Source organism: Streptomyces sp. KL116D, assembly GCF_030766975.1.
Classification (GTDB): domain Bacteria; phylum Actinomycetota; class Actinomycetes; order Streptomycetales; family Streptomycetaceae; genus Streptomyces; species Streptomyces longispororuber_A.
In genome coordinates, this window is sequence record NZ_JASERH010000104.1 from 16,338 (window position 1) to 38,809 (window position 22,472).

A 22,472-nucleotide genomic window follows, 5' to 3' on the forward strand; every position below is an offset into this window, starting at 1 on the left:
CACTCGTGCAGCAAGGGCGGCGCGTGCGGCTGCCCCGGGATGCCCTTCCTGGTCACGTGGATGGAAGAGGCCGCGAACACGCTCCGGTACATGGGAGACGACGCGTTCACCGGCATCGCCCAGGAAGTCCCGCTCCGCGGGAATCGCCCTGGTCGTCTCCCTGCAACGCCCGTCCTACGACCAGATGTCAACCAGCACCCGCGCTTCGCTGCCGTCCGTCATCGCCCTGGGCTGCCACCCGGACGACGAAGGGTTCAGCCTCCCGACGACGGGTCCTCCACGCGGGCGCCCACCCCGGACTGTGGCGCAACCGCCGGCCCCGGCTACTGCTACGTCGTCTCGGCCGGCATCCCCGAGGACCGCTACGCCTCCCGGCCCGCACCGTGCACTTCCCCGACCGGGTCGTGCCGATGCTCGAGGTCCTCGCGGACTGGGCTGCCCGCAACGGCGCCAAGCCGGACGGTCACGGCAAAGCTGCCGAGTCCGTCGTCGGCCGCTCGTACACGGAACGCAAGGCGAGCAGCTGCACGACGAGGAGGACGACATGGACCCGGAGCCGCTCATCGACCGGAAGACGCCGACGTCGACGAGGAAGCCGAACTCCCTGAGTCCCAACCGGGCGACGACACACCGATGTTCGACCAGGGCGGCCGTAAGCCGGGGCCCGAGGAGGCGCGCCAGCTGTTCTGCCGAGGCCCTCGAGGAGTTCGAGAAGGCCGGGCAGATGGTCGTCGGCCCGAAAGGACTTCAACGAGTGGTGCGACCGCAACAAGCGTGTCCCGCCCGTGGGTCTCTGCGCGGCTCACGGAGGCGTACAGGGAGGGCCGGCTGAGAGGAGACCGGGAAGACCGGACGCTGGCGCATCGTGCCGACCCTGACACCTGCTGACGCTCGAGCACCGTCAGGCCGCGTGACACCCGTTCCCCTAGGCGGGCGCAGGTGTCACGCGCCCTGACAGTAGCCGCTGACACCAGCTCTGACAGTTCAGGGGGACACCGTGAGCGACGACGAGAGCATCCCGTGGAGAGCCGGCCGCGCATCTCGCCGCCGATCCTCGACTGGTCCGACCGCGATCAACACTGGGACGGCTTCAACGAACCGTGCGTCCTCTGTGGCCGGCCGACCCCGCTCGTATCTGACACCGGCAAACCAACCCACAAGGCGTGTGCCGAAGCCTGGTACGAGCAACACCCCGACGCCTGGCTCGAGTACGAGGCAGAGCGGGACAGGCGAGCGTCCGAGGCCCGCCGCGCGATTCTGGCGTCCGTCGACGACAGGAACCTGACGGGCTGTTCTGATCCAGCAGCTACGAAGCTCGGCGGACGACCGGGCGGAAGCATGCCGAGACTCCCTCGCGCGGGCCGTCCACCGCTGAACGGTCCGTGGCGTGACCCCTCAACCTTCGCCAAGTCCGTGGCAGGGCGCGGCGAGTCAGCCGCCACACGTAGATACCGGAGGGCAAGCCGTGCGTAAAAGCGTTGGTCATCCGGACCGCTGGGGTTCCGAGGCCCTCGTGAGGGTCTCAGGGCCAGCCATCACCGCAGCCTGTACGGATGCCCCCGCGGTTGCCCGGCGTGATCGCACCGCCGCCTCGATCGCGGCCAATGAACGCACGCAGTTCGCCGATCCCGACCGCACCGGGACCAGGGACGTAGACGCCGGTGATCACGATTCCGCTGTCGTCGACCCCCATGCGCAGCATGAGGCGTCGCCCGTCTCCGAGTTCTCGATCAGGTCCCAAGAGACCGGGTCTTCGATGCCGGTTTCTAGTCCGGCAACAGCGTCCAGCTGCGTCGCGCTCGACTGGTCGACGGGGGACGCGAGCACGCGCCACGGCTTCGGCAAGTCCTGGTCGGTAATCACGGGCCGACGGTATGCCCGATTCCAACGCTAGTCAACGTGCCTGAACAATCACGATGACACCTTGCACAATCACGACACGGTGCTGTACACCTGTGGCTGTCGTGATTGATCGAAAGCGACACGACACGTCTTGAGAGGCGTCAATGAACCTCGCTGAACGCATCGACAAGTACCTGACAACCGAAGAGGTGGCCGTCGCTACCGCGTAGCTGCGGGCACCGTCCGCTACTGGCGGCATATCGGCTACCGCCCGAAGGGGTCAAGCGCGGCCGGCGGGTCTGTACGACCCGAACGTCCTTGACCAGTGGGACGCAGACCAGGCCGGAGGCGCCGCGGCATGACCGAGAACGCAAGAGGGGCTTGCTGGAATCAAGCCCCTCTTCGAAAGCTAACGCTGTGGTCGCGGCCCCCATCGTGCCACAGGCCACTGACGAAGCGCACCAGGGCGACGGGCTGTTTCGCAGACCCGCAGACCCGATTGCCCGTCCTCTCGTGCTCGTCACCCGTGGACGCGTCGAGTTCCTGGGGCGCTGTCCCAACTGCGGCTCGATGCACCGGCACACCCACCTCGGCAAGGTCACCGGCCCTGCGGCGCCGAGTACGAGCTGCAGCCGAAAGCCAAGCTGAAGGGGGTCGCGTGAGCAACCACGAGAACGCGCTCACGGCCGCACTGACGGCCATCGAGTGGGGATACGAAGTCTTCCCGCTCTCCATCAACAAGACGCCCATCATCAAGTCCCCGCACGAGAAGGGGCACAGCTGTCCCGGCATGCGCCAGTGCGGCGCTCGGGGCTGCGAGTGTCGGCGACGCCACCAGCGACCCCGAGTTGGTCCGCTGGCTGTTCGACCAGGCCCCGAAGGCGGTCGGCTACGGCATCCGCTGCGGGACTCGGCTCGTCGGCCTCGACCTCGATAGGAAGGGCGTCGTCGATGGCGTGGCCACGCTGAACAACCTGTCCAACCGGCACGGCTTCGCGGTGCCGCGCACGACGACCGTCACCACACCGTCCGGTGGCTTCCATCTGTGGCTCGCCGTACCGGGCGGCACCCTCGTACCCAACTCGGTCGGACGCGTCGGGCCCGGTATCGACGTCCGCAGCTCCCGCGGCTACCTCTCGTCGGCCCCGGCTCCATCGGCCGTACAGGCGAGTACGTTCTGCACCCCAAGCTCGGCTTCATCGACCCCGAGCCGATCCCCGAGCAGCTGCTCAAGCTCATGCTGCCCGCGCCGGCACCGGCCCGCCCCCAGCGTCGTCACACAACCACGCCCGGCGCTGCGGGGCGGGCCCTCGACTGGGCTGCTGAACGTCGTCCTCAACTCCACCGAAGGTAACCGCAATGACCGCCTGTACTGGGCGGCAGCGAAAGCGATGGGAGCACGTGAGGGACGGGCATATCGCCGCTGCTGACGTCGAGGGTGCGCTGATCGAGGCGGCGGTCCGGATCGGTCTCGGCGCAGGCGAAGCTGCCCGCACCGTCGCCTCAGCGGGGCGGGGGGCGGCCGCATGAGCGAGGAGGCGACCGAGCAGGCCACCGAGGAATGGACGGACAACCGTCTCGTACCCGAGGGCGTTCGCAGGCCCACCGGATACAAGATCAGCTACAGCGGTGTGTGGGTCGAAAAGCAGGTCGCCAAGGACACCTTCGTTGACGTCCGCGTGGCGTGGGCACCCTGGTCATCAAGGCCGTGTACGTAGACCCTGCTGGTGACCAGGCCGTCGAACTGGCGTGGATCGACCGCGGCCAGGTCGTCACCCGGACCGTGCAGCGCTCCATCGTGCGTCGTGGCCGCATCCTGGTCGCGACCCTCGGCGATGCCGGCCTGCCCGTCATCGAGGCCGACGCCAAGCTCGCCGAGCGCTACCTCGCGCGCGTTCGAGTCCATCAACCAGGGCAAGATCCCGCGCGTCCACCTGGCCCGACAGTTGGGCTGGCAGAAGGACGGCACGTTCGTCACGGCGCAGGACACCCCGCACCGCGTCGAGGTCAAGTTCGACGAGCAGAAGCCCACGCCCTGGCCGCGCACGCCCCCGCAGGAACGTTCGAGGGCTGGCAGGCCGCGGTGAAGCTGATGGAGGCGTACCCCGCCGCGCAGATGGCGCTGTACGCCTCCCTGGCCGCCCCGCTGCTGGAACTCGTCGGCGTCAACTCCTTCACGGTCGACATCAGCGGGCGGTCGACACGCGGGAAGACCACGGCGGCCGGCGCGGGCATGAGCGCGTGGGCAGACCCCAGCGAGAAGGCGGACGGCATGTACTCGTGGCGAACCACGATGCTCGCCGCCGAGAAGCGCCTGAACCTCGTCAACGGCCTGCCCGTCGTGTTCGACGAGACCAAGCTCGTGCGCGACCCGGAGATGGTGCACGCCCTGCTGTACTCCATCCCGAAGAACCACGGGCAGGCCCGCGGCGGTGGCTGGCCGTCCGGCCTCCCGTGGCGAACCATCATGATCTCGACCGGGAACAGTCCGTCCTCACCTTCACGACCGACCAGGGCGCCGGCGCCCGCGTCCTCACCGTGAAGGAAGCACCGTTCGGTACGGCCGGGCCCGAGTCCGCCACGGCGGCCGTCGAGGTACAGGGACGGCTGCGCCGAGCACTACGGCACCGCCGGACCCCGGTTCGTCGAGAAGCTCCTCGAGGCCACGGCAGGGGACGGGAAGCGTCGCCTGGTCGCCCGCCACAAGGAACTGACGGAGGCTCACCGGTACGACAGCGATATGGCCGCCCGACGGGCGCCCTCGTGGCGGCTCTCGCCCTCGCTGCGGAGGTCGGCAACGAATGGAGTCGTCCCCTTCCCGGCGCCGCCTATGTCCGTCTGGGAACGACTGTTCGCGGTCGCCGACCAGACGGACAACCGAGGCGCAGATGGCGCTCGACGTCGTCCGGGAGTACGTCGCTTCCAACCGGCGTGCCCTGTGTGGTCGCCGGGCGTCGGCTGCGACGCTCCGTCCTTCGGATGGATCGGCCGTGAGCTCAGCGTGGACGGCGTCCCGTCGGTCGGACTGCTGGCGCAGAAGCTCAAGGAAGCACTGAGCAGGGCCGGTTACGAGCTGGAATCCGTCATCCCCAGTTGGCGGGAGGCGGGCGTACTCGTCGAGAACCCCGCCTACCGGCCCCCCTACCTCGCCAAGAAGAAGATGAGCGGCACCCAGGTCCGCCTCTACGTCTTCACGCCCGACGTGTTCGCCGCACCCGACGATGAAGACGGAGAGTGACATGGCCTCCCTGCCGTACAGGAAAAACCTCCCTCTCTCCGGCCAGAGTGCGTACCCCCCTCCGTTAGGGGCAACGCCCCAGGTCAACCCCGATGCGCCAGGGGTACGCACGGCTGCGTACCCGAGGTCGCGGCCAAGGGGTACGCACGACTGCGTACCCCCACGCGATAGAGCATCGCCGCAGATCAGAGCGCACGAAACACCCCCTGCGTCAGGGTACGCACATGGGCTTTCAAGAGAGCCCAAATATCTGCCGCTCGCCCCGACTTCACTACGTACCGTAAGGAAGCTGACCATGCCCCAGGACCCGATCCGTGAACTGCGCGACCGCGACACCGAGAAGAGGCGCGCCCGCCAGGACCCCGCCTATCTGCAGGCGTTGATGAACGGACAGGCGCCGAGCGTCATCGCGTTCGTCGCCGCGCTCGACGCCGGCCACAACGGCGAGGAAGCCCTCGACGCCGCCCGCCGCATCGACCAGGCCGCCGCCAACTTCTTCAACCAGCCCTCCGACAACAAGCCCGTGGACCCCGAGGCCGCCGCAGAGCCGCCGACCGCCGACGTCCCGCCCGCAGCCTGAGGAGCAGCCAGTGACCAAGACCGTCACGCTCACCGACGCTGAGAACCAGCTCACCGCAGCAACCGCCGAACTCGACCAGCTCAAGGCGCAGATCCTCGACCACGGACCCGGCAGCGTCACCGCCGAGCAGCTCGGCAACGCGGTCCCGGGCCGTCGAGCACGCCAAGCTGACCGTGCAGCACGCAGGCCAGCACGCCCAAGCCCTGGCCGACGCCGAGCGCATCGAGCAGCTGGAGCTCCTCAAGGCACAGATCCTCGACCAGGCCAGCAACGCCGACCAGGCCCTCGACTGCATGCGCCGCATCGGGGACGCCGCAGCCGAGGCTCATCGCAGCCTGCACGGGACGGCAGCAGCTCATCGCCCAAGCCACGGCAGCCATGCGCCGCGCCCGCGTACCGCAGGGCAGCACACCCGACGACGCGCACGCCGGACTCGGCTGGACCAACGCAGGCATGGGCCGCAGCGACGAGCTGCACGTCGACGGCCGCACCCTCGGCCCCGTCAACGCCGGCCTCCTCGTCGCGCCGCCGCGCTCACCAGGGCCGCAGGGCAGGCAGAGGGTGTCGGTGCACCACCTCGAGCCCACCGTGCAGGTAGGCGGCACACCCGCCGCCGCCGACCCCGAAGCCTGGCTCCGCGCCAGGTACTGACGAGACGGCTCGCGCCTACCTGCACGGGGCAGGCGCGCGAGAGACGACAGCGGACTCCTCCCGCGTGGTCGTCAGCGGCAGACGTCGGCGCCGTGCGGGCCGGCGTCTGCCGCACCGATCGGATGATCACCCTGGGGACCCCTCAAGATCATCCGGATCTCGGGACTCGGGCTCGTTAGCACCTCGCCGTGCACGGGACCTGAAAAGCTATGGCGCCCCTGACCTGCGGAAACGCAGGACCGATCGGGCGCCGATCGAGATACCGGCTCATCCCCACCATGGGGAAAGCCCAGGTCAGAGCAGGCTTTGCCGTTACACAGGAGGTTGGGATGCATGAGATCCCGGAAGGACTCGCCGAGTCGGGCCGGCGTCTGTGGTCGTCGGTCGCGGACCGGTTCGAACTGGAGGTACACTGGGCAGCTGCTCTTGCTCCAGGCCTGCCGCTCCATCGACCTGCTCGACAGGCTGGCGTCCCAGGCCGCGACCGGAGGGCTCACGGTGACGGGCGCCAGGGCGACGAGGTGACGCCGCCCCATGGATCACGGAGCACCGGCGGCAGTCGCGGAACTACGCCCGCATGCTGGCCTCGCTTTCGCGGCTCCCCGACGACGAGGCACGAGCGTCCCCAGCGTCGCGGTGCGGCCCGCCGCTCCTACGGGATCGGGGGTCAGTCGCGTGAAGCGTCGGGAGCGTGCCCAGACCGCAGATGAACCGCCCGCGCACCTGCGGGAGTTCGCCCCGGAGAGGAGTATCGCCGAGACGGCTCTGCAGTCGCTGAGGGATCATCCGGGAGACGTGTGGTGCGCGTCTGATGTCCGTCTGGCGTGCCTGGCAGCACGAGTGCCAGGACTGGCAGGCCGAACAAGGCATCGTGCGGGGCTCGAGCGGCTACGGGCGGCAGCTCGGTCCCGGCCGGCCCCTATGGCGTGGGTGTGCGCCGAGTTCGCCCTGCGGGTGAACGACGACCCGACGATCTGCCCTAAGACGTGCGTGACGCACGCCGACATGGTGACGCCACTGCGTTGACGGACATCTCGCGCTCTTTCCGGGCTGGTTGAGTCGCGAGCGGCGGCAGCGGCTCGCGCTCCGCGTGGCTGCCGTACAGATCACCGCAAACGCCCGCGCTCTCGAGCGGAGGCGTGCAAGCGTGACGAACCCCGTTCTGAGAGGAGCACGGAGTGGCAAGCAAGAGCATCAAGAAGAGGCCGAACGGCAAGTGGCGAGGCCCGGTATCGCGACCTGGCGGGCAAGGAACATGCGCGGCACTTCGCGCGGAAGGTCGACGCCGAGCGCTGGCTCGACGAGGTCACGGCCGCGCTGGTGACCAACACCTACATCGACCCGAAGGACCGCAAGCTCACGGTCGACGCATGGTGCGATCTGTGGATCGAGTCCTACGCCAAGCGGGATTCCACGGTTCGACAGGCCAAGGTGCACCTGGCGCAGATCCGTGAGGAGTTCGGCCCGCTCCCTCTGATGGCCGTCGACGAGATGGCGGTCAAGAGAGTGGATGGCCCGCCTGCTCCGAGAGGGCGTGGCGCAGTCGCATCGCTTCGCCCTGCATAGCCGTCTGTCGCAGGTGATGCGCGCCGCGGTGCGGGCAGAAGAAGCTGGCGGCCAATCCGTGCTCTCGGGAGACGTCGCCAGGGACCGGGAAGCAGCGTCGCTTACGTCTGTACGGATGCACAGCTGTGGAAGCTGTACGAGGCGGCCGAGGAGAAGTACCGTCCCGCGATTCTGCTGGGGGCATTCGCCGGCCTGCGCACGGCGGAAGCGTGTGGGCTGCGCCTGGCCGACGTCGACCTCGACGCGATGGCGGTTACGCCGACGGTCCAGTACCCGGCCGAGCCGCTGAAGACTGAGTCGAGCGTGGCGGCCGTACCGATTCCGCACACGTTCGCTGGTGAGCTCAAGCGACTGCTCGACGGACGCACGAGCGGCTGGGTCCTGGTGGATGACGACGGCAGCGCGCAGCTGGGCCCGTGGAAGGTCGAGCGTGGCACATACTGCCGGATCCGCAAGCAGGTGCCCGGACTCTCGCCCGACTTCCGGTTCCATGACCTTCGCCACTACTACGCGAGCATGCTGATCGCGTCGGGCGCGGACGTGAAGGTCGTCCAGCAGCGGCTACGGCACTCGAAGGCGACGACGACCTTGAACACGTACAGTCACCTCTGGCCCGACGCAGACCAGTCGACCCGGACCGCTGTGGAGCGCGCCATGGGCCCCTTGATCGAAAAACACTGCGGACCCTGTGCGGACTGTAGAAGAGTCCGCACAGGGTCCGTCCAGCTCAGAGCCTGTTGATCTTTAGATGTCGAAGTACAGCTCGAACTCGTGCGGGTGCGGGCGCAGCTGGATCGCGATCTCGTTCGTGCGCTTGTAGTCGATCCACGTCTCGATCAGGTCGGACGTGAAGACGCCGCCGGCCTGCAGGTACTCGTTGTCCGCCTCCAGGGCGTCGAGGACCGCGAGCGCAGGTCGGGACCTGCTAGGACGCTGGCGTGCTCCTCGGGAGCCAGCTCGTAGAGGTCCTTGTCGATCGGCTCGGCCGGCTCGATCTTGTTCTTGACGCCGTCCAGGCCCGCCATGAGGAGCGCGGAGAAGGCGAGGTACGGGTTCGAGGACGGGTCCGGCGCGCGGAACTCGACGCGCTTGGCCTTCGGGTTCGAGCCCGTGATCGGGATGCGCATGGCCGCGGAGCGGTTGCGCTGCGAGTAGACCATGTTGACCGGGGCCTCGAAGCCCGGGACCAGGCGGTGGTACGAGTTCACCGTCGGGTTGGTGAAGGCGAGCAGCAGACGGGGCGTGCTTCAGGATGCCGCCGATGTAGAGTAGCGCGCCATGTCCGAGAGGCCCGCGTAGCCCTGCTCGTCGTAGAGAGAGCGGCTCGCCGCCGGCCCACAGGGACTGGTGGACGTGCATGCCCGAGCCGTTGTCTGCCGAAGATCGGCTTCGGCATGAAGGTCGCGGTCTTGCCGTTGCGCCAGGCGACGTTCTTCACGATGTACTTGAAGAGCATCAGGTCGTCGGCCGCGGCCAGCAGCGTGTTGAACTTGTAGTTGATCTCGGCCTGGCCGGCGGTGCCCACCTCGTGGTGCTGGCGCTCGACCTGCAGGCCGTTCTTCGTCCAGCTCAGGGAGATCTCGGCGCGCAGGTCGGCGAAGTGGTCGACCGGCGGGGCCGGGAAGTAGCCGCCCTGTAGCGGACCTGTCACCGCGGTTGTTCTCGACCGCACCGGTGTTCCAGGCGCCCGCCTCGGAGTCGATCTCGTAGATCGAGCTGGTTGGCGGAGGTCTCGAAGCGCACCGAGTCGAAGACGATAGAACTCGGCCTCGGGGCCGAAGTACGCGGTGTCGGCGATGCCGGTGGAGGCGAGGTACGCCTCGGCCTTCTTAGCCACGTTGCGCGGGTCACGGGGGTACTGCTCGCCCGTGATCGGGTCGTGGATGAAGAAGTTGACGTTCAGCGTCTTGTCGCGGCGGAAGGGGTCCACGCGGGCGGTGGAGAGGTCCGCGCGCAGCGCCATGTCGGACTCGTGGATGGCCTGCAAAGCACGCGGATCGACGAGCCGTCGAAGGCGAGCTCCTCGGTCGGGTCGAACGCCGCAGCCGGCACCGTGAAGTGCTGCATCACACCCGGCAGGTCGCAGAACCGTACGTCGACGAGCTTGACGTCCTCGTCCGCGATGAACTTCTTGGCGTCATCGGCGTTCTGGAACATCCAACTCACTCCTACTCCCACCCAGGGAGGGGCGGGGTTGCAGCTCGGTCGTGCGGCCAGTGCGGTGGCACACGCTGGACCCGACCATAGGCAGACGGGATTTCTCAAGCATGACCCATTTGTTTCGCCGAAGTTAGCCGGAGCGGGGCCGGAGCCTGCCTCCGCCCGGCGCGCAGTACCGTTGATGCGTGGACAGCTAGGGAAGCAATGGGATCGTGGCTGTCCGGGCCCCGCGAGGCCTTGGAACAGTCGGGCGCGGACTTCGGATACCAGCGGGAGCAGCTCGGTCTGCCCGAGCACGGGCCCGGTTCCATCGCCCGTCCCGGGCGGCGCATCGGCGCCCTCTTCGTCGGCTGGGCGCTGTGCATGCTGATCGCGATACGGCCTGATCACGCACGGCTACGACCAGGCGACCGGGAACTGGGCGCTGCTGATCTTCTTCGCTCTGGGGGTGCTCACGGTCAGGGACGATCGGTTGCACGCCGGGCAAGCGGCAGCTGTTGCGGGTTGCGGGTCGTCTCGGAGGTGGGGGCGGCTGGGCATCGGCCGGGTCGTCGTCGGACGCTGCTGCTCTGTGTGGCCGTGCCCGCGCTCGATCTGGGACCGTGACGGCCGCGGCTCCACGACCAGCCTCGCGAAGTCGGTCGAGGTCGCATCTGACCGCCTTCGGGTGCGGGCCCGGGCGGTGGGGCCTCGGCCGCGCAGTTCCCCGCGCCCCTGAATACCGACTGCGTCTGCCGGGCTGGTCTCTCGCCGCGGTCCGCAGGGCCGGTGGGGAGCTGGTCGCGCAGTTCCCCGCGCCCTGAAAGGCGACTGCGTCTGCGGGTGCGTGGGGCTTCTCGCGCAGTTCCCGCCCGCGCCCCTGGGGCATGCGGCTTCGCCGCAGCCCCATCGGAGCGCCCCTTGAGAGGCGCGCCTACATGACGGCGCCTTCACCACGGCGCCCCTGAGATGGCGCACGCAGTGCGCACCTCCAGGGGCGCGCGGAACTGCGCGACGAGCCCCACCGGCCCGCAGCCGATAACGGAAACCGCGCGGCCAGCCCCCACCGGACCCGCAGCCGAAAGACGGAAGGGCGCTCCGGGACCATGTCCCGGAGCGCCCTTCGCAGCCGTAGGCTGGCGGCAGCGTCACCGCATCTTGCCGCGCTTGGGCATCCGCATCCCCTTCGGCATGGGCCCCTTCGGCAACGGCATGTTCGACATCAGGTCGCCCATCGCCCGCAGCCGGTCGTTGGTCGCGGTGACCTGCGGACCGCCCAGCACGCGGGGCAGCTTCAGCATCGTGGTGCGGAGCTTCTTCAGCGGTACCTGGTCCTCGCCGTTGCCGACGAGGATGTCGTGCACCGGCACGTCGGCCACGATGCGGGCCATCTTCTTCTTCTCGGCCGCCAGCAGCGACTTCGCGGTTCGGGTTGCCCTCGGCGACGAGCACGATGCCGGCCTCTGCCGACCGCGCGGTGCACGACGTCCTGGCTGCGGTTCATCGCGACCGCGGGGTCGTCGTCAGCCGCGCCCGATGTTGTCGAGCACCGCGGCAGCCGCGCCGGGCTGGCCCTCCATCTGCCCGAAGGCCGCTCGCTCGGCACGGCGTCCGAAGACGATCGCCATCGCGAGGAAGGCGAGCAGGAAGCCGAGAATTCGAGATAGACCGGGTGACCGATCAAGAAGCCGATCGCGAGGAAGACACCGAAGGCGACGATTCCCACAGCCGCGAGTACAAGAGCCCGATCTTCGAATCGGCCTTGCGGGTCATCTTGTAGGTCAGAGCGATCTGCTTGAGTCGCCCTGGATTCGCAGCGTCCGCTGCAGGTTCCTTCCTCGCCATGCCTGAAGTCTACGTGGCCGCAGAAGCGGCATCAGCCCCGGGCTGCGACGGATTCGAGGACGCGCTGCGCCTCGACCCGGTCCTTGGCGCGGCGGCGGTCCTCCAGCACGGAGGTCCAGGCGTTGCGGCGAGCGGTGCGCTGGCCACTGCTCATGCAGCAGTGACTCGACGACGCGCAGGGCGTCGGTGAACGTCGGGATCGCGGTGGCGCGTACGGGCGCGGCCTGCATGGTTGAGGTCCCCCTCAGAGACGGGTCTCGGCTTTGGCTAGGGGTGCACGAGCGAGCGATTTCAGGGTCACTGATTGGTGTTACCAGGGCGTGACCGGACGGTCAAACACCAATGAAGCCTTGACGCTCGCGCCTCGAACACTGACGCGGCCCTGACGGTCCCTCTCAGCTGCGGGGACGGCCGGGGCCGCGTCTTACCGGCCACTACCGATCAGTAGCCACTTGTGCGTGAATTCACACGGCCCGGGTTCGCCGGACGCTCAGACCGCCTGCGACGCGACGTACGCGCCGCGCTTCTCGATCGCCATCTGGTAGAGCCGGCCGGCCCGGTACGAGGAGCGGACCAGCGGGCCCGACGATGACGCCGGAGAAGCCGATCTGCTCGGCCTCGTCCTTCAGCTCCACGAACTCGTTCGGCTTGACCCAGCGCTCCACGGGGTGGTGCCGCACGGACGGGCGCAGGTACTGCGTGATGGTGATCAGCTCGCAGCCGGCCTCGTGCAGCTGGCGCAGCGCCTCGGAGACCTCTTCGCGGGTCTCGCCCATGCCGAGGATCAGGTTCGACTTCGTCACGAGGCCGTACTCGCGGGCCTCGGTGATGACCTTGAGCGAGCGGTCGTAGCGGAAGCCGGGGCGGATCCGCTTGAAGATGCGCGGGACCGTCTCGACGTTGTGCGCGAAGACCTCGGGGCGCGAGGAGAAGACCTCGGCCAGCTGCTCGGGCACCGCTTGTTGAAGTCAGCGAGGAGCTCGACCTTGGTGCGGCCCTCGGCGCGCTCGGCGGATCTGGGCGTGGATCTGGCGGACCGTCTCCGCGTGCAGCCAGGCGCCGCCGTCCTCCAGGCTCGTCGCGCGCGACGCCGGTGATCGTGGCGTAGTTCAGGTCCATCAGTGACGACGGACTCGCCGACCCGGCGGGGCTCGTCGCGGTCGAGGGCCTCGGGCTTGCCGGTGTCGATCTGGCAGCGGGAGTCGCAGCGGCGCGTGCACTGGTCACCGCCGATGAGGAACGTGGCCTCGCGGTCCTCCCAGCACTCGTGGATGTTGGGACAGCCCGCTTCCTGGCAGACCGTGCGCAGGTCCTCGGACTTCACGAGGTTCTGCATCTTCGTGTACTCGGGGCCCATTTTCGCCCGGGTCTTGATCCACTCGGGCTTGCGCTCGATGGGGGTCTGGGCGTTACGGACCTCCAGGCGCAGCATCTTGCGTCCGTCGGGTGCGACTGCGGGCACGACCGGCTCCCTAAAGCTGATTCCTCGGCGTACATCAGGGTACGCCCGTATGTTCATGGCCTGACGGATGGCCAACCTCTGGCCATCGGGGTGCATTCGGGACCAGGTCAGGCGGACGCCGTCGCCGCGCTCTCGACGACGCGCGGCTTGAGGTCCAGCGTTCCCCAGGACCGTCTGCAGATGCCTCTCGGCCACGGGCAGCACCTCGTCCATCGGCTGACCTCGCGGCCGAGCTCGTGCGAGAGCGAGGTGACGCCCGCGTCGCGGATGCCGCACGGGATGATCTTGTCGCAGTTCGAGAGGTGTCCGGGTTCACGTTCAGCGCGAAGCCGTGCATCGTGACGCCCTTGGCGACGCGGATGCCGCATGGCGCAGGTATCTTGCGGTCCTCGTGGCGCTGGCCGCGTTCGGCGGCGGCGCGTACTCGGGGCCGACGAGGCGGTGGTCGAACTCCTCGTCCTCGCTGCTCAGGCGCGGGTTGAGAGTCGAGTGACGGTCCGCTGTGTTCTCTGCGGGCCGTGCGCCGCTCAATGGTCGCCGAGGACCCAGACGCCCGCCCGGCCCTCGACGCGCGCGGCACTCGATGCGCCGAACTCGGCGCAGACCGCGATCATCGCGCGTCCTCGAGGCGGCGCAGGTGCGCGCTGACCACGTCCACGGGGCGCGGCAGCTTCTGGATCGGGTAGCCGACGAGCTGGCCGGGACCGTGCCAGGTGATGTCTTGCCGCCGCGGTCCCACACGTCGATGACCGTGCCGTCCAGCGGGCAGCTCACTCGGGAGCGGTGCGACGGCCGCGGTGTAGACCGGCGGGCTGCTCCAGGAGCAGGCAGGTGTCGGGGATCTCGTCGGCGAAACGGGCGGCGTGCACCCGGCGCTGCTCGTCCCAGGCGACCTGGTACTCTCGACCATGTCCGCACCGAACCCCATGCGGACGAACCGGAACTCACTCACGGCCAGCGCCTCCTAGAACTTCACCGTGCACACATCGCGCCCCGAACCACTGTACGGCGGCTCAATGCGTCGGGTAGAGGCGGTACGAGGGGTCCAGATCACGCACCTCGACCGAGTACGTCACGCCCGCGACCGGCGACAGAGTGCTTCTCCAGGAGCGCCAGTACGTCTTCGGAGAGCGCGGCCTTGACCGCCGCCGGGCGGCCGGGAGCACCTCGACCGAGACGTGCACGAACGGGGCCGCGACCCCGTCCACAGTCGTCGCCGAGGGCGCGCGAGCGTCTTGCCCACCCCGACCGAGGGCCACGCGGTCGACGACCAGCGGGTGGAGCTCCGCCACCAGGGCGGGTACGTCGACCGTGCCGTCGAGGCCGTCGGTGTAGTCGATGACGATGTGAGGCACGGGGAAACCTTCAACCTTCCAGGTGTAGCGCACACGCATCGTATGCCCGCGGACGAGGGCCGTGGACCGCCGCCGGCTGTCCACCCACCCGGCGGTTCGTCACACGATCGGATGAAGGCGCCGCGAAGGCTCTTGGCGGGCGGGACATCGCCGCTACATTCGCGCCGTGTCCATGAGGGCTGCACCCCGGCCCGGAAGGCAGAGAGACCGCACAGCTGACGACGAACGACCTCCGCAGCGCAACCCGAACCGCCAGCTCGCCGCGCTCATCGCGGAGGCGGGTTTCTCCAACGCGGGGCTCGCGCGCCGCGTCGACCAGCTAGGAGCTCGAACACGGTCTTGACCTGCGTTACGACAAGACATCGGTGCACCAGATGGCTGCGCGGAGCAGCAGCCGCGCGCGGCACGACACCCGCGCTGATCGCCGAGGTGTTCACCCGGCGCCTCGGCCGCGCGCCTGTCCGCCCAGGACCTCGGGCTCGACGCCTGCGCGCCCGTCTACGCGGGCCTGGAGTTCGCCGGATCGCCGGAGAGGCCGTCGACATCGTCAGCGGCCTGTGGCGCAAGGACTCCGGCAGCCACGCCGAACTCCGCAAGATCGCCTTCACCCCGGCCGGGCTCGTCGTACCCAGCCGCGACGCTGATCGGCCGCGCCGACGACCGGGTCACCAGGGGCGAGCAGCGCCCCGCGTCCCCGTGCAGGGCCGCCCCGCCGTGCCCCGGCAGCGCGCGCCAGACCGAGCGCGGCCCCGGCCACCGGGTGACCCCCGGCGACATCGCCGCCCACTGCGCTCCGTCGGCGAGCTGCTCCGCGCGCTCGACCACGCGTGCGGCGGCGGCCACGCCCGGCAGGCGCTCGTCCGCTACCTGGAGCACGAGGCCGAGCCGATGCTGCGCGGCAGCGTACGGCGGAGCAGACCGGCCGGCGCCTCTTCGGCGCCGTCGCCGACCTCACCCGGCTGCGCGGGCTGGACCTCGTACGACATCGCGGCGCACGGCCTCGCCCAGCGCTACTTCGTGCAGGCGCTGCGTCTGTCGCAGGCCGCGGGCGACCGGATGTACGGCTCGTACGTGCTCGCTCACCATGAGCCGGCAGGCCGTCTCACCTCGGCGCACGGGCGGGAGGCGGTGCAGCTGGCGCGGGTCGCGCAGCAGGGCGTCGGGGCGTCGGCGCCGCCCGTGGTGCAGGCGCTGCTGCACGCCGTGGAGGCGCGCGGGCACGGGGTGCTCGGCGAGGTGCGGGCCTGCACGGCGTCGCTCGTGCGGGCGGAGCGGGCGCTGGAGGCGGGGCGGTCCGGGGACGACGTGCCGCACTGGGCGCGGTTCTTCGACGAGGCGCAGTTGCAGGACGAGTTCGGGCACAGCTACCGCGACTTGCAGCAGTACCGGGCGGCGGCGCAGAGCGCCGAGCGGTCGCTGCGGCTGCGGGCGCCGGGCTTCGCGCGCAGCCGGCTGTTCTGCCGGGTCGTGCTGGCCTCCGCGCGGCTCGGCTCGGCGAGCTGGACTCGGCCTGCGCCCTGGGCGCGAGGCCGCGCGCAACGCAGCCGCGGACATGCGGTCAGGTGCGGGCCCACGAGTACGTGCGGGAGTTCGAGCGGCGCCCGAGCCGTACCGCGACGCGGGGCCCGTGCGCGGGTACCGGGAGAAGGTCGCCGCGCTGGGCTGACGGGGCCGGTGCCCGCGGCACCGGCCCCGCCGGGTCACCCGAGGCCGGCCACGGCCCGCGCGGGCTCAGCGCGTCGTCCCAGGTGGTCAGGTCGTCCAGGTCGCCGCGCAGGGACGCCTTCTCGGTGCCGACGGACCTGAGGGGGAGGGGGATCGACGCGTCGATCGCGCCGACGCTCCCGTCCGCGTACAGCGTGGTGTGCCCCTCGGTCGCCACCCACGTCGGCCGCGTCCACCGGTCGAGCGGCAGCGTGGCCGAAGTGAGTGGTCGGCCCTGCCGTAGCGGGTGAGGCCGACCTCGCCGGTGCCGTAGCTGCTGGAGCTTGAGCGCGCCCGCCGCCGAGCTCAGCAGGACCTGGTCCGCCGTGCGCGCCGTGGGCCGCACGGACCGAGACCGTCCACGGTTCGGCCACGTCGAGACCGCCGAGGCCCACCGTCGGTCCGAGTCGAACTGCCACGCCTGGCCGCCGGCGCCGTCGGGGACGGGCGTCGGGTTGTTGATGATGTACGAGCTGCCGGACAGGTCACCGGCGACGTCCCGGGCGTAGAGCGTGTTGCCGGGGGAGCCCGCCCACGTCCAGCCTTCGGGTACGGGGCGTCGTCGAAGGTCCACGCGGTGGCTCGGGCGGCCGTCGTCCACGCGCGGCCGGGACGGCGGCGGGGTGATGCCGGGCGGGTCGCCGATCAGGGTGGCGCGGGACCGGAAGCCGGCGAGCGCGTCGGGGTGGGCGTCCGGTTCCAGGCGCGGTCGGCGAGGATCGCGCGGGCGCCCGCCATCTGCTGCTGCGAGTACCCGTCCTCGGCCCAGAGGTTGTAGTCGGCCCAGTTCGGCAGGCCCGAGCCGAGCATGTCGGCGGCCGCGCTCGGCTGCCAGTCGTCGTACATCCACGACTGGTCGGGGTAGAGGTGGTGGTAGTTGTTCGGGGTGACGTAGAACGGGCCGATGGCGATCTCGTCGTGGCCGGGAATCTGCGGCTCGGCGCCGCCGTGGCCCTCCCAGGTCAGGAAGACGACCGGGGCGTGCACCTGCTGCCGGGGCGCCGTCAGATGCTCGGAGCCGTTGTAGACCGCGGTGCGCTTCCCGTGTGAAGTCACCACGTCGTCAAGGGTGTTGATGTAGCGGTTCAGCGGGTCGCCGAGCGTCGAGACGTCCGGTGACGACGCGCAGGTGGTTCTTGACCCGCGGGCGGTCGGCCAGCTGGCCCGGCACCTCCTCGCGCCGATCGAGAACAGGGGCGCGTCGAACCAGTCCGCGAACTCGGCGACGATCTCCTTCGTCTTCTCGACCGCCTTCTGGCTGGTCATGTCGATGATCCAGTCGGGCGTGAGGGGGGAGTGGGTGTGGGCGGCGGTGCACGGGTCGGGCCCCGACCCGAAGCCGATGCCGAACGTCTCGCTGACGGCCGTCGCGTGGCCGGGAGCTCCAGGCCGGGCATCAGCTGCACGTGGTGGCGGGCCGCGAACGCCTTGAGCTCCTCGATGTCGGCCCGGTCGTAGCTGTGCGCCGGGTCGGCCAGGCCCGGGAACCTCGGGCTGAAGAGGCGGAAGCCCTCCGACTCCGACAGGTGCATGAGCAGCGTGTTCAGCTTCTGGTCGCCCATCCTGCGGATCAGGTTCTTCAGGTACGGGATCGTCCAGTACTTGCGGCCCGCGTCCAGGTGGACCATGCGGACCGACTGGGCGGGACGTCGGTGGCGCGGGCCCGAGCGTGCGGCGGCCGTCCGGGTCGGTGGCGCGCAGCAGCTGGAGCAGGGTGCGGGTGCCGTAGAAGAGGCCGTGGTGGAGGCCGCCCGGATGCGGACCGGGCCGGCTCGCAGCTGAAATCGAACGCGTAGCCCTCCGCGCCGAGCCGGGTGTCGTCGCGCAGGGCGAGGACGATGTCGCCGGGGCCGGCGTGCGCGGTGTCGCTCGCGATGCGCGGCGCGAGACGGCCGCTGACTGCCTCGATCTCGCAGCGGAGCTGGGTGGCGCAGTTGGCCCGTCGTGCGGTGGGCGGGCGGGAACTCGGCGCGGCCCGCGGGGCCGGTCCAGCCGGTCGCGGCTCGTCGGGTCCACCAGGATCCGGGTGCCGGGCGTGAGGGCGACCGTGCCGTCGAGGGACGTCCAGTCGGTGGGGCGGGGATCACGGGCACCGGCGGCGCCGGCTCCGCGGCGGCGGCCGATGCGGGCGACACGTCCGACGTACAGCTCCGATGAATCCGGCGATCAGGAGAGCAGGGTGAGGAGGAGCGGAACAGAGACCCGGTGCGCGTTCACGGACTCGTCTTCGCACGGCGATGACCTCCTGAGGGCTGACTCAGGTGACCGTAGAGGCGAGTTGCGGGCGTGACAAGGGTGGCCGCATGGGGGCGCCCGCCCCGGATCGGTTCCACGGGGACGAGGCGCGTCTGGGGATGATAGATCCGATGTAAGCCTCGGGGGTGCAAAGGCGCGATCAGGCCGCCTCGCCCACCCGCGTGTCCCGCGAGACCTGCGGCAGCTCGGCCTCCGGCAGGCCGAGGTCGGTGAGGACCGCACGCGCCGCGCGCCGCCCCGAGTGCAGGGCGCCCTGCACGGTGCTGGTGTCCCGGTGGTCCCCGCACACGTAGCCAGCCCGTCGAGCAGCCGGACGGGCCGGCGCGGGTCGTGCGGCGCGGGCATCGCGGGACGGCGCGCGGGTCGTGGTGCACGGCGAGGGCCTCCCAGCCGCTCGTCGACGTGCCGTAGGGGCGCGGCTGAGCTGGGAGCGCAGCTCGTGCTCGGCGGCGGCGCCCGAGCACGGTCGACGACACGAGGGCGCGCCCCGCGGGGGCGCGCGTCGGGTCGACCTGGCTGATCACGGAGTGTGCGCGACGGGACCCGGCCGGTCCGCGTCGAGCAGCAGCGCGGGCTCGGCGAGCGGCGGCTCGGGCACGGCGTGGTGCACCACCGTGACCTCGTGGAAGGCGGGCACGCGCAGACCGGGCAGCAGCCCGGCTGCGCGGCGACCGCGTCGGTCGCCAGCAGCACGGCGCGGCAGGCGGCCCTGCCGTGCTCGGCGGTGGTGACGGAGTTCGCGGCGACGGCGGTGACGGACGCCGGTCCGTACGGTGCCGGGCGGCAGGGTGCTCGCCAGCTGCTCGGGCGGCGCGTCGCGCCCTCGGGCACGCGAGGCGGCCCGTCGCGCTACGCGTGCAGCGAGGTCGGCGCACCGGCTGGACGTGGTCAGGTCCGGATCGCAGAGCAGCGCCGAGAGCAGCGGGCGGACGGACCCGTGCAGCACCCTCGGCGGCAGGCCGCGGGCGGCCAGGGCGCGGCCGACGGGCAGTTCGGGCCGGGCGAGCAGCCGGGCGGGCGGGGTCGCCGCGAGCCGGGCCAGCGCCGCGCCGAGCCGGGCGTGGTCGAGCGGGCCGCCGAGCGGGGGGCGGCCGCGCGCGCCGTCCGGGGAGCGCTCGCAAGGGCGCGTGCGGCACTGAGTGCGCCCCTTGTGCGCCGGGGCCCGGCCGGCTCCCCGGGCCCGGTGGGTGCCCGGCTCGCGTCACCAGCACACCGGGGAGAAAGGGGCGCAGGACGAGCCCGTGTCGAGGCCCGGGGTGCGGCGCAGTCCGGGGGTACGAGGTGCTGAGCAGCTGACCGATCCGGTCGAGCCGGAACCCGTCGACCTTCTCGGTGGACATGTGCCGCCGATGCCTCCGGCGGCCTCCAGGACCAGGACCTGGGCCCCCGCCCTGGTCAGGTGCTGCGCGGCCGGATGGTCCCGCGACCCGGCCCCCGACGATGACGACGTCCGCATGCACGTGATGCCTCCGGCGGTTGGCGGCTGACGGCTGGAGGCCTCATGCCCCCAACCCGGCTCCGGAATACGTGAGTTCGGGCCGAGGGTAGGTGTGGGTCCGGTGAGCGCCCGCGCGGCGGCCGCACCGGCGCACGCGCCTCCGCGGGATGCGCCCCGCCGGTGCGGGCGGTCCCGGCGTGCGGCTCCGGCGCGGGCGCCTCAGCGCGCGGACGCCGGGCCACTCCCGAGGGCGCGGATCACGAGGTCGACCGGGACGCCTCGTCCGTCGTCGCCCACACCTCAAGGAGACACCCGATCGCGTCGGTCGCCGCGGGCCGCCGTCAGCCGGAGCCCGAGCTCGTCCGTCCCCGGCGGGGCCAGCCGCGTCACCACCGGCAGCAGCTGCTCCTCGGACTCCTGGTTGACCCGGTACCAGACGGCCCGCAGCGCCGGGATCGTCCTGCGCCGCACGGAGCAGCCCGCGCGTCCAGCGCAGCCCCTCGCCGCCGCCTCGCCGGGCTCCGAGAGCGAGGCCACGGCCGCCGCCTCCAGCGCCTCCCGCAGCGGGGGTGCCCGGCGGCGTCCCTGTCGAGCAGCGCGCGCCACCGGTCGGCGCCGGAGGCGAGCAGCGGCCCACCGCGTCCTGCCTGTTGCGGAAGTACCCGGTAGAAGGTGCGCAGCGCGACACCGGCGCGGCCCCGCGATCTCCTCGGCCGTCGTCCCGTCAGCCCTTGTCGGCGAACAGTCTGCCGCGGCGCGCGATGTCGAGCTGGGTCGCGACTTGCGGCGCTCGGTCATGAGAGAGGTCGGTCCACGGAGTTCACGCGACGAAGAGTAGCCGCAGCGGGAAGAAAGTGGCACGTAGAGCCGTTATGGCAAAACGTGCCACATAGGCGTACGGTGAACGCCGTGCAACGCCGCACCACCGCATCCCGAGAGTCGACATGAACCGCTACGAAGGCCGCCGCGCGCGCCGATCACCGGCGGCGGATCCGGCATCGGCCAGAGCCACCGTCCTGCGTCTGCTGGAGGAGGGCGGCACGGTCGTCGCCGCCGACGTCAGCGAGGCCGGGCTCCAGGACACCGTGCAGAGGGCGCCGCTGCCGAGCGCCTCACCACCGTCGTGGTGAACGTCGCCGACGAACGTCCGTACCGCGCCGGCGTCGCCACCGCCGTCCAGGCGCTGGGCGGGCTCGACGTGCTGGTGAACGCGCGGCCGGCATCCTGCGCCCTCGCACACCGAGCAGACCACGCTCGCCGACTTCGACCAGGTCATCCAGGTCAACCTCGTCGGCACGTTCCTGATGATCCGCGAGTCCATACCGGCGCTGCTGGACGGCCAGGAACCGGCGGTCGTCAACTTCTCGTCCACCGCGCAGAACTTCGCCCACCCCTACATGGCGAGCTCTACGCGGCATCCGCGGGCGGCATCCAGTCCATGACGCACGCCCTCGCCATGGAGTTCAGCAAGCGCGGCATCCGCTTCACCGCCGTGCAGCCCGGCTCGATCTCCTCCGGCATGACGGACGGCTCCGGCCAGCGTCAAGCAGTCGGCCGGTCCCGGCCTGCCCGCCGACGCCATTATGACGCTGTTCCAGCGACCGCGCCGATGCTCCAGGTCGGCCACACGGCGACTTCAACTTCGCGGGCGTCGACGGTCGCCGCCGTGGTCGCCATGCTGGCGTCGCACGACGGCTACTTCATCACCGGCACCGAGGTCCGCATCGACGGCGGGAGCCACATGTGAGCGCCGCCGCAGAACCCGCGGACTTCCGGCACGCGTCGCCGTCATCACCGGTGCGTCGGCGGGGATCGGCGCCGGGTTCGCCCGGCACGCCGCCTCGCGCTCGGCATGAAGCTGGTCCTCGCCGACATCGCGGCGGACCGGCTCGCCGCCGTGGCCCACGAACTGCGCGCGGAGGGCGCCGAGGGCAGACGTCGTACGCGACGTCGCCGACCCGGCGTCCGTCGAGGCGCTCGCCGAGCGCCGCGGCCCGCTTCGGCACCGTCGACATGCTGGTCAACAACGCCGGATCATGGCCATGGGCTGGTCCTGGAGATCCCCCGCCGACCGCTGGGACGCGGCGCCCGCGTCAACATCGGCGGATACGTGAACGTGCTGCGGGCCTTCGTGCCGCATGCTCGCGCAGGGCACGCCCGGCTGGATCCTCCAGGTCTCGTCCGTCGGCGGACTCTTTCCCCAGCTCGCTGATGGCGCCCTACAGCGTCACCGAGTTCCCGGCACCTCGCGCTGACCGAGTCCCTCCACCACGAGCTGGCGATGCGGCAGGCGCGATCCAGGTGTCCGTGGAAGCGGCGCACGAAAACGCGCGAAAGCGTTTCACGATAAATGCGAAAACGCGGTTAAACACCCAACTAACCGAACGAAGTACACG

21 protein-coding genes and 9 pseudogenes are annotated in these 22,472 nt (G+C 70.7%); 15 read left to right on the plus strand and 15 right to left on the minus strand.

Annotated features, from left to right (window positions below; all coding sequences use genetic code 11):
- Positions 1 to 1,665 precede the first annotated feature (1,665 nt).
- A complete protein-coding gene (locus RBJ77_RS40875; protein ID WP_372349608.1) occupies positions 1,666 to 1,863 on the minus strand; it encodes a hypothetical protein in 198 nt (65 codons plus the stop codon).
- A gap of 827 nt (positions 1,864 to 2,690) precedes the next feature.
- Between RBJ77_RS40875 and RBJ77_RS40880 the strand changes: the two genes are divergently transcribed.
- The 5 genes from RBJ77_RS40880 (at position 2,691) to RBJ77_RS40900 (ending at position 5,660) form a co-directional block, all read left to right on the plus strand.
- Positions 2,691 to 3,272 (plus strand): bifunctional DNA primase/polymerase, encoded by a 582-nt coding sequence (locus RBJ77_RS40880; protein WP_372349609.1) that lies wholly within the window; start codon positions 2,691 to 2,693, stop codon positions 3,270 to 3,272.
- A 96-nt stretch (positions 3,273 to 3,368) separates the two neighbouring features.
- Positions 3,369 to 3,560 carry a hypothetical protein gene (locus RBJ77_RS40885; protein WP_372349610.1) on the plus strand — a complete coding sequence of 64 codons (192 nt, stop codon included), beginning with the start codon at positions 3,369 to 3,371 and terminating at the stop codon, positions 3,558 to 3,560.
- Entirely contained in the window at positions 3,527 to 4,384 is an 858-nt protein-coding gene (locus RBJ77_RS40890; RefSeq protein ID WP_372349611.1) for a DUF927 domain-containing protein, read from the plus strand. The genes RBJ77_RS40885 and RBJ77_RS40890 overlap by 34 nt, the downstream gene beginning before the upstream one ends.
- 459 nt (positions 4,385 to 4,843) lie before the next feature.
- The gene (locus tag RBJ77_RS40895; RefSeq protein ID WP_372349612.1) at positions 4,844 to 5,080 is read left to right on the plus strand and encodes a hypothetical protein; all 237 of its coding nucleotides are present in this window, start codon (positions 4,844 to 4,846) and stop codon (positions 5,078 to 5,080) included.
- Positions 5,081 to 5,375: 295 nt separating this feature from the next.
- Positions 5,376 to 5,660: a hypothetical protein gene (locus RBJ77_RS40900; protein WP_372349613.1), complete on the plus strand. Its 285-nt coding sequence runs from the start codon at positions 5,376 to 5,378 to the stop codon at positions 5,658 to 5,660.
- A gap of 116 nt (positions 5,661 to 5,776) precedes the next feature.
- On the opposite strand, the gene RBJ77_RS40905 is transcribed toward RBJ77_RS40900, so the two are convergent.
- Positions 5,777 to 6,001, minus strand: coding sequence for a hypothetical protein (locus tag RBJ77_RS40905; RefSeq protein ID WP_372349614.1), 225 nt, complete (start codon positions 5,999 to 6,001; stop codon positions 5,777 to 5,779).
- Between the two features lie 37 nt (positions 6,002 to 6,038).
- Here RBJ77_RS40905 and RBJ77_RS40910 point away from each other — a divergent pair, with 37 nt between their 5' ends.
- The 3 genes from RBJ77_RS40910 (at position 6,039) to RBJ77_RS40920 (ending at position 8,618) form a co-directional block, all read left to right on the plus strand.
- Positions 6,039 to 6,311, plus strand: coding sequence for a hypothetical protein (locus RBJ77_RS40910; RefSeq protein ID WP_372349615.1), 273 nt, complete (start codon positions 6,039 to 6,041; stop codon positions 6,309 to 6,311).
- Positions 6,312 to 7,631: 1,320 nt separating this feature from the next.
- Positions 7,632 to 7,877: a hypothetical protein gene (locus RBJ77_RS40915; RefSeq protein WP_372349616.1), complete on the plus strand. Its 246-nt coding sequence runs from the start codon at positions 7,632 to 7,634 to the stop codon at positions 7,875 to 7,877.
- A gap of 123 nt (positions 7,878 to 8,000) precedes the next feature.
- The gene (locus tag RBJ77_RS40920) at positions 8,001 to 8,618 is read left to right on the plus strand and encodes a site-specific integrase (protein WP_372349632.1); all 618 of its coding nucleotides are present in this window, start codon (positions 8,001 to 8,003) and stop codon (positions 8,616 to 8,618) included.
- A 95-nt stretch (positions 8,619 to 8,713) separates the two neighbouring features.
- Here the strand turns inward: RBJ77_RS40920 and RBJ77_RS40925 are convergent, their stop codons facing one another.
- From RBJ77_RS40925 to RBJ77_RS40940, 4 genes and pseudogenes are all read right to left on the minus strand, one after another.
- Entirely contained in the window at positions 8,714 to 9,085 is a 372-nt protein-coding gene (locus RBJ77_RS40925; protein ID WP_372349617.1) for a hypothetical protein, read from the minus strand.
- 64 nt (positions 9,086 to 9,149) lie between these two features.
- A pseudogene (locus RBJ77_RS40930) lies at positions 9,150 to 9,236 on the minus strand (hypothetical protein); the annotation flags it as partial.
- A 70-nt stretch (positions 9,237 to 9,306) separates the two neighbouring features.
- A pseudogene (locus RBJ77_RS40935) lies at positions 9,307 to 9,840 on the minus strand (type I glutamate--ammonia ligase); the annotation flags it as partial.
- Positions 9,777 to 10,034: a glutamine synthetase beta-grasp domain-containing protein gene (locus RBJ77_RS40940; protein WP_372349618.1), complete on the minus strand. Its 258-nt coding sequence runs from the start codon at positions 10,032 to 10,034 to the stop codon at positions 9,777 to 9,779. The gene RBJ77_RS40940 and the pseudogene RBJ77_RS40935, both read right to left, overlap by 64 nt.
- Positions 10,035 to 10,241: 207 nt before the next feature.
- Here RBJ77_RS40940 and RBJ77_RS40945 point away from each other — a divergent pair.
- Positions 10,242 to 10,686, plus strand: a pseudogene (locus RBJ77_RS40945) (RDD family protein); the annotation flags it as partial.
- 478 nt (positions 10,687 to 11,164) lie between these two features.
- On the opposite strand, the pseudogene RBJ77_RS40950 reads toward RBJ77_RS40945, so the two are convergent.
- The 5 genes and pseudogenes from RBJ77_RS40950 to RBJ77_RS40970 all read right to left on the minus strand — a co-directional run bounded on the left by RBJ77_RS40950 (position 11,165) and on the right by RBJ77_RS40970 (position 14,678).
- Positions 11,165 to 11,644, minus strand: a pseudogene (locus tag RBJ77_RS40950) (DUF4191 family protein).
- Between the two features lie 248 nt (positions 11,645 to 11,892).
- Positions 11,893 to 12,091, minus strand: a pseudogene (locus RBJ77_RS40955) (hypothetical protein).
- A 260-nt stretch (positions 12,092 to 12,351) separates the two neighbouring features.
- Positions 12,352 to 13,323: pseudogene (locus tag RBJ77_RS40960) on the minus strand (lipoyl synthase).
- A 107-nt stretch (positions 13,324 to 13,430) separates the two neighbouring features.
- A pseudogene (lipB, locus tag RBJ77_RS40965) lies at positions 13,431 to 14,275 on the minus strand (lipoyl(octanoyl) transferase LipB).
- Positions 14,276 to 14,336: 61 nt separating this feature from the next.
- The gene (locus RBJ77_RS40970) at positions 14,337 to 14,678 is read right to left on the minus strand and encodes a hypothetical protein (RefSeq protein ID WP_372349619.1); all 342 of its coding nucleotides are present in this window, start codon (positions 14,676 to 14,678) and stop codon (positions 14,337 to 14,339) included.
- Between the two features lie 172 nt (positions 14,679 to 14,850).
- On the opposite strand from RBJ77_RS40970, the pseudogene RBJ77_RS40975 reads away from it, so the two are divergent.
- Positions 14,851 to 16,344 (plus strand): annotated as a pseudogene (locus RBJ77_RS40975) (regulator).
- A 322-nt stretch (positions 16,345 to 16,666) separates the two neighbouring features.
- On the plus strand, positions 16,667 to 16,891 hold the full coding sequence (locus RBJ77_RS40980) for a hypothetical protein (protein WP_372349620.1): 225 nt from the start codon (positions 16,667 to 16,669) through the stop codon (positions 16,889 to 16,891).
- A 136-nt stretch (positions 16,892 to 17,027) separates the two neighbouring features.
- Here RBJ77_RS40980 and RBJ77_RS40985 read toward each other — a convergent pair whose 3' ends face one another.
- On the minus strand, positions 17,028 to 17,648 hold the full coding sequence (locus RBJ77_RS40985) for a hypothetical protein (protein ID WP_372349621.1): 621 nt from the start codon (positions 17,646 to 17,648) through the stop codon (positions 17,028 to 17,030).
- Entirely contained in the window at positions 17,645 to 18,010 is a 366-nt protein-coding gene (locus RBJ77_RS40990; RefSeq protein WP_372349622.1) for a family 20 glycosylhydrolase, read from the minus strand. The genes RBJ77_RS40985 and RBJ77_RS40990 overlap by 4 nt, the downstream gene beginning before the upstream one ends.
- Between RBJ77_RS40990 and RBJ77_RS40995 the strand changes: the two genes are divergently transcribed.
- Entirely contained in the window at positions 18,009 to 18,164 is a 156-nt protein-coding gene (locus RBJ77_RS40995; protein ID WP_372349623.1) for a hypothetical protein, read from the plus strand. The genes RBJ77_RS40990 and RBJ77_RS40995 overlap by 2 nt on opposite strands.
- A gap of 613 nt (positions 18,165 to 18,777) precedes the next feature.
- Here RBJ77_RS40995 and RBJ77_RS41000 read toward each other — a convergent pair.
- Together RBJ77_RS41000 and RBJ77_RS41005 are read right to left on the minus strand one after the other, a co-directional pair.
- Positions 18,778 to 20,098 (minus strand): annotated as a pseudogene (locus RBJ77_RS41000) (FAD-dependent oxidoreductase).
- Positions 20,099 to 20,376: 278 nt separating this feature from the next.
- The gene (locus RBJ77_RS41005) at positions 20,377 to 20,613 is read right to left on the minus strand and encodes a hypothetical protein (RefSeq protein ID WP_372349624.1); all 237 of its coding nucleotides are present in this window, start codon (positions 20,611 to 20,613) and stop codon (positions 20,377 to 20,379) included.
- 407 nt (positions 20,614 to 21,020) lie between these two features.
- Between RBJ77_RS41005 and RBJ77_RS41010 the strand changes: the two genes are divergently transcribed.
- The 3 genes from RBJ77_RS41010 (at position 21,021) to RBJ77_RS41020 (ending at position 21,823) form a co-directional block, all read left to right on the plus strand.
- Positions 21,021 to 21,206 carry a hypothetical protein gene (locus RBJ77_RS41010; RefSeq protein WP_372349625.1) on the plus strand — a complete coding sequence of 62 codons (186 nt, stop codon included), beginning with the start codon at positions 21,021 to 21,023 and terminating at the stop codon, positions 21,204 to 21,206.
- A 144-nt stretch (positions 21,207 to 21,350) separates the two neighbouring features.
- On the plus strand, positions 21,351 to 21,518 hold the full coding sequence (locus RBJ77_RS41015; RefSeq protein ID WP_372349633.1) for a hypothetical protein: 168 nt from the start codon (positions 21,351 to 21,353) through the stop codon (positions 21,516 to 21,518).
- Positions 21,515 to 21,823: an SDR family oxidoreductase gene (locus RBJ77_RS41020; protein WP_372349626.1), complete on the plus strand. Its 309-nt coding sequence runs from the start codon at positions 21,515 to 21,517 to the stop codon at positions 21,821 to 21,823. The genes RBJ77_RS41015 and RBJ77_RS41020 overlap by 4 nt, the downstream gene beginning before the upstream one ends.
- Positions 21,824 to 22,472 lie beyond the last annotated feature (649 nt).